Source organism: Amycolatopsis nivea, assembly GCF_004522235.1.
Taxonomy (GTDB): Bacteria; Actinomycetota; Actinomycetes; order Mycobacteriales; family Pseudonocardiaceae; genus Amycolatopsis; species Amycolatopsis nivea.
Genome location: NZ_SDLT01000008.1, coordinates 99283 through 110318, shown reverse-complemented (window position 1 = coordinate 110318; position 11036 = coordinate 99283). Strand labels below are relative to the sequence as shown.

9 protein-coding genes and 1 pseudogene are annotated in these 11036 nt (G+C 72.3%); 3 read left to right on the top strand and 7 right to left on the bottom strand.

Going from position 1 to position 11036, the window contains the following annotated elements; all coding sequences use genetic code 11:
* Positions 1 to 33 precede the first annotated feature (33 nt).
* The 5 genes from EIZ44_RS12050 to EIZ44_RS45445 form a co-directional block, all read right to left on the bottom strand.
* Positions 34 to 237: a hypothetical protein gene (locus EIZ44_RS12050; protein ID WP_134728593.1), complete on the bottom strand. Its 204-nt coding sequence runs from the start codon at positions 235 to 237 to the stop codon at positions 34 to 36.
* A 41-nt stretch (positions 238 to 278) separates the two neighbouring features.
* Complete coding sequence (locus EIZ44_RS12045) at positions 279 to 1241, bottom strand: Ppx/GppA phosphatase family protein (RefSeq protein WP_043838515.1); 963 nt, start codon at positions 1239 to 1241, stop codon at positions 279 to 281.
* A gap of 159 nt (positions 1242 to 1400) precedes the next feature.
* The gene (locus EIZ44_RS12040) at positions 1401 to 2441 is read right to left on the bottom strand and encodes an LLM class F420-dependent oxidoreductase (RefSeq protein WP_037812396.1); all 1041 of its coding nucleotides are present in this window, start codon (positions 2439 to 2441) and stop codon (positions 1401 to 1403) included.
* A gap of 84 nt (positions 2442 to 2525) precedes the next feature.
* Complete coding sequence (fahA, locus tag EIZ44_RS45450) at positions 2526 to 3725, bottom strand: fumarylacetoacetase (protein ID WP_134728592.1); 1200 nt, start codon at positions 3723 to 3725, stop codon at positions 2526 to 2528.
* Complete coding sequence (locus EIZ44_RS45445) at positions 3722 to 7036, bottom strand: DUF885 domain-containing protein (protein WP_134728591.1); 3315 nt, start codon at positions 7034 to 7036, stop codon at positions 3722 to 3724. The genes fahA and EIZ44_RS45445 overlap by 4 nt, the downstream gene beginning before the upstream one ends.
* A gap of 372 nt (positions 7037 to 7408) precedes the next feature.
* On the opposite strand from EIZ44_RS45445, the pseudogene EIZ44_RS45440 reads away from it, so the two are divergent.
* Positions 7409 to 7634: pseudogene (locus tag EIZ44_RS45440) on the top strand (Lrp/AsnC family transcriptional regulator); the annotation flags it as partial.
* Between the two features lie 302 nt (positions 7635 to 7936).
* Positions 7937 to 8929 carry an AsnC family protein gene (locus tag EIZ44_RS45435; RefSeq protein WP_439098593.1) on the top strand — a complete coding sequence of 331 codons (993 nt, stop codon included), beginning with the start codon at positions 7937 to 7939 and terminating at the stop codon, positions 8927 to 8929.
* Here the strand turns inward: EIZ44_RS45435 and EIZ44_RS12020 are convergent.
* Positions 8926 to 9852 (bottom strand): RluA family pseudouridine synthase, encoded by a 927-nt coding sequence (locus EIZ44_RS12020; protein ID WP_134728590.1) that lies wholly within the window; start codon positions 9850 to 9852, stop codon positions 8926 to 8928. The genes EIZ44_RS45435 and EIZ44_RS12020 overlap by 4 nt on opposite strands.
* Positions 9849 to 10457, bottom strand: a complete 609-nt coding sequence (gene lspA, locus EIZ44_RS12015) for a signal peptidase II (protein ID WP_037812401.1) — start codon at positions 10455 to 10457, stop codon at positions 9849 to 9851. The genes EIZ44_RS12020 and lspA overlap by 4 nt, the downstream gene beginning before the upstream one ends.
* An 88-nt stretch (positions 10458 to 10545) precedes the next feature.
* On the opposite strand from lspA, the gene EIZ44_RS12010 reads away from it, so the two are divergent.
* Entirely contained in the window at positions 10546 to 11034 is a 489-nt protein-coding gene (locus EIZ44_RS12010) for a hypothetical protein (RefSeq protein ID WP_134728589.1), read from the top strand.
* The last annotated feature ends 2 nt before the right edge of the window (positions 11035 to 11036 follow it).

Below are 11036 nucleotides of genomic sequence, written 5' to 3'. Positions count from 1 at the left end.
AGCGGCAATCGCGGCGAGAACCGCGATTGCCGCTCACGACGGCGTTTCGTCCGTGCCCGGCACCCGCGGCACCTCGTCGGTCCGGGAAGGGCTCAGGTCCGGCCCCGGCGCGTTCGCCACCTCGCCGGGCAGCTCGTCCGAGTCCGGCAGCTCGCGTTTGCGGCGCGCGGGGAACGGCGTTTCCTCGTCGTCGTCCTCGGACCGGTCGCGGGGATGGAATTCGCTGCGCGGGGTCATCTCTCCGGGATACCCGGTTTACCGCGCCCGCACCAGGGAGTTCACGCGGCCGGACGCGAGCGCTGCTTTCCGGTCGCGTCCGTGAGCTGGTCCAGCAGCGTCAGCAGGAGCCCGTCCCGGGTCGACCACGGGCAGATCGACAGGCTCCCGCCCGCGACCGTCAGCAGCGCCTCCGCGACGACCGCGCCGCCGAGCGCCTGCTGGGCCCGCTGCCGCGAAATCCCCGGCAGCTGCGCGCGCCGCGCGAACGGCATCGCCGACAGCCGCGGAATCCACGCGCGCACGTCGTCCAGGTGCAGCTCGCGGGCCTTGCCCGGACGGTCGCCCGCCAGCCGCGCCAGCTGCCGCAGCACCTTCGAACAGCCGACCACGCGGTGTTCGGCCAGCTCGTCCTTCACGTCGCCCAGTGCGGCGGAGACTTCCTCCAGCACGTGGTCACGCAGCGCACGCACTTGCTTGCTGCGCACCGGCGGTTCGGCGGGCAGCCAATCGCGCGTAACCGACCGGGCGCCCAGCGGAAGCGACCGCGCGAACGTGGCCTGCTCGCCCGCTCCGGCGGACAGCTCGACTGTGCCGCCGCCGATGTCGAGCGCCAGCAGCGGGCCGCCGGACGCGCCGTACCAGCGGCGCGCGCCGACGTAAGTCAGTTCCGCCTCGCGGCGGCCGGAGAGGAACCGCAGTTCAACCCCGGTTTCCTTGGCGACCGCGCGGACCGCGTCGCGGGAGTTGACCGCGTCCCGGATGGACGACGTGGCCAGCGGAAACACGTCTTCGACGCCGTGCTCGCGGGCGAATTCCATCCCGTTCGAGACGGCCTTGGCGATGGCGGCGATGCCGCACTTGCTGAGCCGTCCGTCGTCGTCCAGTTCGCGGTCCAGCCGCAGCCGGGTCTGGTGCGTCAAGGCCGGGTCGATCGGGGATCCGCCGGGTTCGAGCACGACAAGCCGGGCGCTGAACGACCCGACGTCCAGCACCGCAGCAGCGGGTCCTTCGATTCTGCGCACAGCCCGGCCTACCTCGCTTTCGCCCCGCCCGGATTCCCCGTTGAACCCGTTCTTACTCCCGAATTCGCGTCCCGCGCGGGGAGTTGACGGCATTTCGACGGCGGCATCGACCTGAGGTGCGGTTTTTTCACACTCTCAGTAGCCCGCATCATAGCGGACCTACCCGAGCAGCTCCTTCAGCTTGGCGACGGCGGCCACTCGCGCCTCGCGTCCGGGCTGCAGCGGGTTGACCGCCAGGGTCGTCGCGCCGGCCTCCTTGAACGCCGCCAGCCGCTCCTTCACGTACCCCGCCGGACCGACCAGCGACGTGGCGCGCAGCAGCTCCGTCGGGACCGCCGCGGCGGCTTCTTCCTTCTTGCCGTCGAGGTAGAGGTCCTGGATCTGCTTGGCCTCGGCCTCGTAGCCGTAGTTGCAGGCCAGCGTGTTGTAGAAGTTCTTGCCGCGCGCGCCCATCCCGCCGATGTACAGCGCGAACACCGGGCGCACCCAGTCGAGCAGGTGGTCGACGTCGTCGCCGATGGCCAGCGGCGGAGCGGCGAACACGTCCAGCTCGCCCAGCTGCGGGTCGCGCTTGGCCTTGCCCTCGGCGAGCGAAGCGCCCCAGACGTCGGCGGCCTTCTCCGGGTGGAAGAAGATCGGCTGCCAGCCCTCGGCGACCTCGGCGGCGAGCGCGACGTTCTTCGGCCCGAGCGCGGCGAGCACGACCGGGATCCGCTCGCGGACCGGGTGGTTGATCAGCTTGAGCGGCTTGCCGAGGCCGGTGCCCTGGTCGGCGGGCAGCGGGATCGTGTAGTGCTTGCCGTCGTGCACGACGCGCTCGCGCTTCCACACCTGGCGGCAGATCTCGATGATCTCGCGGGTGCGGCCGATCGGCGCGTCGTACTTCACGCCGTGGAAACCCTCGATGACCTGCGGTCCGGACGCGCCGAGGCCGAGAGTGAACCGGCCGTCGGACACGAAGTCCAGCCCGGCCGCGGTCATCGCGGTGAGGCTCGGCGTGCGGGTGTAGATCTGGAAGATGCCCGACATCAGTCCGACGCGCTCGGTCTTCGCGGCGAGGAAGCCGAGCTGGCTCACCGCGTCGAAGCTGTAGGCCTCGGGGACGAACACGATGTCGAGCCCGACCCGTTCCAGCTCCACGATGTCCGCGACGCTTTCGGCGAACCCGCCCGAGTAGCTGACGCCGGTGCCGATCCTCATCGATCCCTCATTCCCGTGCCGGTCGACTGTGACTAAGCGTTTGCTCATTATGCGGCCGCCCGGGTGACGACGCTACGGCGTGGGTCACACCACAGCGGGCGCCACCGTCCCGCGCACCTCGCCGAACCCGATCCGCGCACCGCCTGGACCTGGGGCGGAAGCGGTGATGACGACCTCGTCGCCGTCCTCCAGGAACGTCCTGGTCTCCTCGCCGACCGCGAGCGGTTCGCGCCCGCCCCAGCTCAGCTCCAGCAGCGATCCGCGCTGGTCCTTCGCCGGGCCGGTGACCGTGCCGGACGCGTACAGGTCGCCGGTGCGCAGGCTCGCGCCGTTGACGGTGAGGTGCGCGAACTGCTGCGCGCCCGTCCAGTATTGCGTGGCGAACGGCGGACTGGACACGAGCCGTCCGTTGATCCGGATTTCCAGCGTCAGGTCCAGGCTCCACGGCTCGGCCGCGCGCAGGTATTCGAACGGCTCCGGGTCCTGCGCGGGCTGCGGCACGCGGGCGTGCTTCAGCGCGGCCAGCGGAACCAGCCACGGCGACATCGACGTGGCGAACGATTTGCCGAGGAACGGCCCGAGCGGCTGCGATTCCCAGCCCTGCAGATCGCGCGCCGACCAGTCGTTGACCAGGCAGACACCGAAGACGTGGCGGGGGAACTCGTCGATCGGCACCGGCGCGCCCAGCTCCGATCCCACGCCGACGACGAAGCCGACCTCCGCCTCGAAGTCGAGCCGCTTGGCCGCGCCGAACGACGGTTGCGTCGCCTTGCGCGGTTTCCGTTGCCCGGCCGGGCGGATCACCGGCGTGCCGGACGCGACGACGGTGCCCGCGCGGCCGTGGTAGCCGATCGGCAGGTGTTTCCAGTTCGCCGGCACCAGATCGTCGCCGCCGGTGAAGATCCGGCTGGCGTTGATCGCGTGCTGTTCGCTGGAGTAGAAGTCGACGTAATCCGCGACCTCTACTGGCAGATGGCTCGTGATTTCGTTGCGGGGCACCAGATGCGGCCGGATCCGGTCGGCGTGCCGCGGTTCGGAGAGCCATTCGCGGACCCGCACCCGCACATCGGCCCAGATGTCCGGGCCGGCGGCGAGCAGCGGGTTCAGCACGCCCGCGCCGAGCAGGCGGCCGAAGGACTCCCCCTCGGCCGCCGCGGTCAGGTCGAGCACCTGGTCCCCGACCGCGACGCCGGCCCGGCGGGTCCGCTCGCCGTGCGAGAAGACGCCGTAGGGCAGGTTGTCGAGGCCGAAGAGGGTGTCGGCCGGAAGGTCGAGCCAGGTCACGCGGACGCCTCCGCGATCCACGCGCCGACCACGGTGTCCAAAGCGGACAGCGGGAGAATCCCGTTGCCCAGGATCACGTCGTGGAACGCGCGGATGTCGAACCGGTCGCCCAGCGCCCGTTCGGCCTCGGCGCGGACGCGCTGGATTTCCAGCCGCCCCACCATGTAGCTGAGCGCCTGGCCCGGATTCGCGACGTACCGGTCGATCTCCGCCTCGATCTCCATCTTCGCCATCGGCGTGTGCTCGACCAGGTAGTCGACCGCCTGCTGCCGGGTCCAGCCCAGCGCGTGCAGACCGGTGTCGACGACGAGCCGCCCGGCCCGCATCGAGTCCTGGGCGAGCATGCCGAAGCGGGCGACGTCGTCGGAGTACAGGCCCATCTCGTCGGCGAGGCGCTCCGCGTACAGGCCCCAGCCCTCGATGTAGGCGTTGAACGGCGCGATCCGGCGCAGCAGCGGCAGATCGGTGAGTTCCTGCGCGAACGTGAGCTGGAAGTGGTGCCCGGGAACGGCCTCGTGGAACGCGATCCCCTCGCTGGTGAACCGCGGCCGCGAACTCGCCTCGTAAGTGTTCGCGTAGTACGTGCCGGGCCGGGAACCGTCGAACGCGGCCTGGAGGTAGTAGGCGATGGTGCCGCTCGCCGCGTCCGCCTCCGGGACCGGCTCGACCGCGCACTTCGCGTCCGGCACCCGGGAGAACCATTGCGGCGCAACGGTTTCCGCCCGGGCGATCGCGGTGCGAGCGCCTTCCAGCAGTTCCTCGCCGTCGCGCCAGCGCAGCTCCGGGTCGGTGCGGAGGCGGTCGAAGATTTCCCGCAGCTCTCCGGTGCCGAACACGCGGGAGCCCAGTTCGCGGTACTCCTCGGCCAGTTTCTCGCCCAGCCGCAGCCCGGTGTCGTGCAGTTCCTGCGCGGTGCGGTCCGTGGTGGTGTGCGCGCGGATCAGGCCCTGGTACTTCTCCAGCCCGCCCGGCAGGTGGCTGATGCCCGGCTGGCTGTCCGTCTTCGAAACCGGCAGCACGTCCTCGGCGAGGAAGTCGCGGTAGCGGCGGTACGCGGGCCGCACGACCTCGGCGAGCAGCCGGTCGCACTCCGCCGCGAAGCCCTCGACCTCGACCGACGGCGTGACGCGGAACGGGTCGCCGTCCTCGTTCGCGAGGTACCGCTCGACGTACTCGATCCCGATGCGCACCAGGAAGTCCGGCGGCGCGAACCCGTCCGCGACGGTCGTCCGCTGCGCCTCGATCACCGCGTCCAGATAGCCGCCGATCGCCGCCAGCCGGGTGAGGTAGTCGCGTGCCTTGTCCGCGTCGTCCGGGGCCAGCGCGGGAAGGATGGTCATGAGGTTCAGCGCGGGCGAGCTGAACCCGTCGCTCACCGCGAAGCCGGACAGCCGCGAGTCGATCGTGTCGATCGCGCCGCGGGCGTGCGTGCGCACCACCTCGCGGGTGATGACCTCGGACGGAGTCAGCCCGGCCGGGTCGATCGCGTCGGCGCGTTCGGCGATCGCGGCGTACTTGGCCCGGTCGCGCTCGGCCGCGGCGAGGCTCGGGTCGGCGAGCTTCGTGTGGTCGCCGGGGAGGCCGAGGACGGTGCGCTCCAGCGGTTCCCGCTCGAAGTCCAGTTCGACCAGCTCGTCCGCCAGACCGACGACGGTGTCGCCGTAGCCCGCGGCCCATTCGGTGACCACGGCGTCCAGCACCGACAGCGGCAGGGATCCGCCGGAGAGGACCGTGTCGTGGAAGGCCTTGACGTCGAAGCGGCTGCCGAGCCGCTGTTCGGCCTGCTTGCGCAACCGCTCGATCTCCAGCCGCCCGACCAGGTACGCGAGCGCCTGGCCCGGGTAGCCGAGGTACCGGTCGACCTCGGACTCGATCTCGACCTGCGCCATCGGCGTGTGCTCCAGCAGGTAGTCGACCGCCTGCTGCCGGCTCCAGCCCAGCGCGTGCAGGCCGGTGTCGACGACCAGCCGCCCGGCCCGCATGGACTCCATCGTCAACATGCCGAGCAGCGACACGTCGTCGGAGTACAGGCCCATCTCGTCGGCGAGGCGCTCGGTGTAGAGGCCCCAGCCCTCGGCGTACGCGGTGAAGTTGCCGATGCGGCGCAGCAGCGGCAGGTCGGCGAGGTCGAGCGCGGTGCTGAGCTGGAAGTGGTGGCCCGGGATCGCCTCGTGGAACGCGATGACCTCGGCGGTGTGCCGGAACCGCTCGGTGGCCTGGTGGGTGTTCGCGAAGTAGACGCCCGGCCGGGACCCGTCCGCGGCGGGCGGCATGTAGTACGCCGGGGGCGCGCCGGGCGCGGAGTCCTCCGGCACCGCCTCGACGGTCCACGGGTGCTCCGGGATCTTGCCGAACCAGTTCGGCGCCTCCGCCGCGGCGCGGGAGATGGCCGTGCGGGCGGTTTCGAGGAGGTCCTCGGCACTCGTCCAGCGGAGCTTCGGGTCGGTGCGCAGCCGCTCGAAAATCTCCGGCAGCTCGCGCGTGCCGAACACGCGCTCGCCGAGCGCCTGGTACTGCTCGACCTGGCCGGCGATCACCGCGAGGCCGGTGTCGTGCAGCTCCTGCGGGGTGCGGTCGCTGGTGGTGTGGGTGCGGGCGAGACGGGCGTAGATCTCGTCGCCGCCGGGCAGCCAGGAGACGCCTGCCTTGTCGTCCGGGCGGCCGTGCGGGAGGACCTCGGCCTCGAGGAAGTCGCGGTACTCGCGGAAGCCGGGCCGGGCGACGTCTTCGAGGATCTGCCTGCGGCGCGCGGCGAACTCGTCGTCCGGGGCGGGCTGGCGCAGCAGCGGGTCGTTCTCGGGCTCGGCGAGATAGCGGTCCAGGTGCGCGATCGCGGCCTTGACCAGGCGTTCGATCGGCAGCAGCCCGGCGGCGATGCCGTCGCGGTGCCGTTGCGCGACGGCGCGGAGGTACTCCGGGATCTCGCGGAGCCTGCCGAGATGCACCTCGGCGGTTTCCGCGGTGACGGTGACCATCGGCAGCGCGGACAGCAGCCCGGAAGCGGGCCCGACGAACAGGTCGGTGACGGTGAAGTCGACGACCCGGCTGTCCATCCGGTCGAGGGTGCCGTCGATGGAGCTGAGCAGGACGTCGCGGGTGACGCGGTCGACGTCGTCGAGCCCGGCCGGGTCGACCGCCTCGGCCCGCTCCCGGATCCCGGCGAGCTTCCCGCGCAGCGCCGCCTCCGCCGCGGCCGACGGATCGCCGAGCCCCGGCGCGTCCGGCCGGATGCCGAGAATGGCGGCGTCGAGCGGCTCGTGGTCGAACGACACCTCGACGAGTTCGTCGGCGAGATCGGAAACGACGGTCATCGGCGTGGACCCCCAGGGTAGGCGGAGCGAGTGCTGCTCCCGACCCTAATCGAGACAGGGGCGCCGACGCCCGTGTCCTCGGCGGCCGGTCCCTCGGCAGGCCGTATCGGCGTGCCGGGGCGTGGAACTCGCGCGGTCCCGTCTGCCGCCGCGGGACACGCCGATCGCCGACGTCGCGGTGGCGCGGTGGCGCGGTGCCGCGGCGGCGCGGGCCACGTGGTGCGGCAGGCCGTACCGGCGTGCCAGGGCGTCGAACTCGGGCGGTCCCGCCCGCCCCCCGGGACGCGCCGATCGCCGACGTCGCGGTGGCGCGGGGCACGCCGGGCGCGTGGTGCGGCCGGGCCGGGCGGGCGAGGCGGTAGCGTTGCCGGAGTGGCCGTGACCGATCCCGCCGACATCCGCCTGCTCGCCGCGCTCGCCGAGCTGGGCAAGGGGGCTGTGCACGAGCTGGCGGCGAAGGTCGGGATGGACCCGAGGGAGGTCGCGTACCGGCTGGTCGCGCTGTCCGGGAGCGGATTGCCGCTGCTGGTCGGGGTCGAAAGCGACCCGAACGGCCTCCGCGCGGCGATTTCCGGGGCTCCGGCGTCGTGGCAGCGTCCCCCGGGCGGCTATCCGGGCGGGCCCGGGTCGGTGCCGTTCCCCGCTGCGGCTGGACCGAACGCGGGGCCCGGGACGGCGGGACAGAACCTGGGCGGGATGCCCGGGGCAGCCGGGCCGAATCCGGGCGGGGCTGCGGGGCCCAACCAGGGCGGGATGCCAGGGGCTGCCGGGCCTAACCAGAGCGGGATGCCCGGACCCAACCAGGGCGGGATGCCGGGGCCGATGACGTCCGGCCAGGGTGCGGCGCCAGGCGCTGGCCCGGCGTCGGCGGGAGTCCCCGTGCGAGGCGGGGCGGCGGGAATGCCGGGCGCGCAGGGCTCCGGCCCGCATCCGCCCGGGCCGAACGGGATCCCTGATTCAGCCGGGATGCCGGGGCACTCCGGACCGCATCCGCCGGGACAGCACGGCATGCCCGGCCCGGGAACCTCCGGCGCCTACCCGCCAGGGCACACCGGGATCCCCGCGGGTCCGGGGCAGCACGGCATGCCCGGCCCGGGAACTTCCGCCGCGTACCCGCCCGGACAGACCGGGATTCCGGCGACCGGGCCAGGTCCGGGCGTGTCCGGCGCGTACGCACCTGGACCGGCCGGGATTTCCGGCGCGTATCCCCCTGGGCCGAACGGAATTCCCGGCGGGCCGGGAGTGTCGGGCGCGTATGCCCCGGGACCGAACGGGATCCCCGCCGGGCCGGGGGTGTCCGGCGCGTATGCCCCGGGGCAAACCGGGATGCCGCCGCAGGTTCCCGTCGGCGCGAATGTCCACAATGGACCTTCCGGGCCGTACCCGGCTCCGGATCCGGTCGTCAGCACGTGGGGCGTCCCGCAGACCGCTTCCTGGGCCCGCGGCGACGAACCCCGGCCCGCCGCGGCGCCTGCCAAGCAGGGGCGGATCGGCGAGACGATGCAGTCCCAGGGGCTCGAAGGGGAACAGCTTTCCGTGCAGCTGCTGGAGGTCCAGGATCCCGCCGACTTCCTCTTCGGCGCGGCGGGCTACCGGCTCGAGGACGGCGAGCGCGCGGTCGTCGTGCACACCGAGATCACCAATCGCGGGCCGATCCCGTTCGCGTCGCTGCCCGACAACTATCTCGAGCTCGTCACCGACAGCGGCGAGACCGTCGCGAAGGCCCCGGTTTCGCTGACGTCCCGGCCGCCGCACAAGATCGGCGTGCAGCCGGGCGAGACGCTCGGCGGGCACACCGTCTACGTGCTCCCCACCGCGACCCGCGTCGTCTCGGTGCGCTGGAGCCCGCGGCCCGAGCCGGACGAGCGCACCCTGACCTGGGCCGTCGACTAGTTCCCGTCGCGCAGGATCTCCAGCGCACTGGCCAGATCGTCGGGGTACTCCGCCTCGAACTCGACCCACCGGCCGTCCGCGGGGTGTGCGAAACCGAGCGTCCGCGCGTGCAGCCACTGGCGCGTCAGGCCGAGTTTCCGGGCCAGCACCGGGTCCGCCCCGTAGGTCAGGTCGCCCGCGCACGGGTGGCGCAGCGCGGAGAAGTGCACGCGGATCTGGTGCGTACGCCCGGTTTCCAGCTTCACGTGCGCCAGCGACGCCGCCCGGAACGCCTCGACCACCTCGTAGTGCGTGACGCTCGGCCGTCCGCCCGCGACGACGGCGAACTTGTAGTCGTGCCGCGGATGGCGGTCGATCGGGGCGTCGATGGTGCCGCGCGTCGGGTCCGGGTGGCCCTGCACGACGGCGTGATAGCCCTTGTCGACGGTCCGTTCCTTGAACGCCCGCTTCAGCACGGTGTACGCGTGCTCGCTCTTCGCCACCACCATCACCCCGGTGGTGCCCGCGTCGAGCCGGTGCACGACGCCCTGTCGTTCGGCCGCGCCGGAGGTCGAGATGCGCAGCCCGGACGCGGCGAGTCCGCCGACGACCGTCGGACCGGTCCAGCCCGGGCTGGGGTGCACGGCGACGCCGACCGGTTTCGAAATCACCACGATGTCGTCGTCATCGTGCAGGATCTTCAGGCCTTCGACTGGCTCCGCGACGATTTCCGCCGCACGTTCCGGTTCCGGCAGCGTCACCTCGAGCAGCCCGCCCGCGGACAGCCGGTCCGATTTGCCCGCCGGACGGCCGTCGAGGAGGACGTCGCCCGCCGCGGCGAGGTCCGCGACCGCGGTGCGGGACAGGCCGAGCAGTTTGGCGAGCCCGGCGTCGACGCGCATCCCGTCGAGCCCGTCGGGGACGGGCAGCATGCGCGCGCTCACTCGGAGTCCTTCTTCTTGCCGCGGGTGGAGGTGCCGTCGTAGTCCTTGCCGAGCAGGGACAGCAGCACGATCAGCGCGCCGCCGACGCAGATCGCGGAGTCGGCGATGTTGAAGATCGCGAACCCCTCGCCGTTGGGCGCGAACGCGGAGATGAAGTCGACGACGTGGCCGCGCAGCGGTCCGGGCTCGCGGAAGAACCGGTCGGTCAGGTTGCCGAGCGCGCCGGCGAGCACGAGCCCGAGGCCGATCGCCCAGCCGACCGAGCGCAGCCTGCGCGAGATCCACACGATCGCGATCACGACGCCGATCGCGACCAGCGCGAGCACCCACGTCATGCCGGTCGCCATCGAGAACGCGGCGCCCGGGTTGCGGATGACCTGCAGGTAGATCAGCCCGCCGAGGATCGGCTTGGGCTCCTTGCCCTCGAGGTTCGCGACCACGAGGTTCTTCGTGATCAGGTCGATCGCCCACAGCAGCGCCGCGACCGCGAACACCACCCAGACCCGCCGCTTGGGCAGCGGCGCGCCGTCCCCGGCGGCCTCCTGCTCAGGCGGTTCCGCAGACGGCTCGACCTCGGACTCGGACGGCGAAGGATCGGTGCTCACACCCCCATTGTCCACAACCGCGCCCGAGCAGGTCACAGCGGCCGAATTCAGTCGCCCCGGAGGCCCCTCGCCCGCCATCATCGCTGCCATGCCCGCCGAGATCCCCGCCCCCGCCGCGGCCGCGGCCTGGATCGCCCTCGACCTCTCCCCCACGAGCGACCTCCCCCTCTGGGCAGCCCACTGGCTGGCCGACGGCGAGGACGGCGAGCACCTGCGCCACCTGGCCGGGCTGTCCCGCAGCGAACCACGGGAAATCCACGACGTGCAGGAGGCGGCCTTAGCCGACTGCCGCACGCCCATTCCCGCTGTGGCCGACGCAGCCGAAGCCGCGTTCACTCACCTGGCCCGGCTGTTCCTCAACGGCCATCTCAGCGAGCGCGGCCTGCTGAACGACCTGCACGCGGTTATCTTGCGCACCGGTTACGCGGAGAGCGCCACTTCCTTGCCGCTCGCCCAAGTCTGGCTGGCGGACGAAGAGTGGGACGGAGGCTGGGGCCGCACCGAAGAGCAGATCAAAGAGGCGATCCGGGCCGCCTGCAGATCCCAACTCGACCACAATGCGAGCTCACGCGGTTAAAC

Excerpts from the sequence above, each read along its gene's own strand:
- EIZ44_RS12010 (WP_134728589.1), top strand. The coding sequence starts at position 10,546 with ATGCCCGCCGAGATCCCCGCCCCCGCCGCGGCCGCGGCCTGGATCGCC.
- EIZ44_RS12050 (WP_134728593.1), bottom strand. The coding sequence starts at position 237 with ATGACCCCGCGCAGCGAATTCCATCCCCGCGACCGGTCCGAGGACGAC.
- EIZ44_RS12040 (WP_037812396.1), bottom strand. The coding sequence starts at position 2,441 with ATGAGGATCGGCACCGGCGTCAGCTACTCGGGCGGGTTCGCCGAAAGC.
- EIZ44_RS45445 (WP_134728591.1), bottom strand. The coding sequence starts at position 7,036 with ATGACCGTCGTTTCCGATCTCGCCGACGAACTCGTCGAGGTGTCGTTC.
- EIZ44_RS45435 (WP_439098593.1), top strand. The coding sequence starts at position 7,937 with ATGCCGGGCGCGCAGGGCTCCGGCCCGCATCCGCCCGGGCCGAACGGG.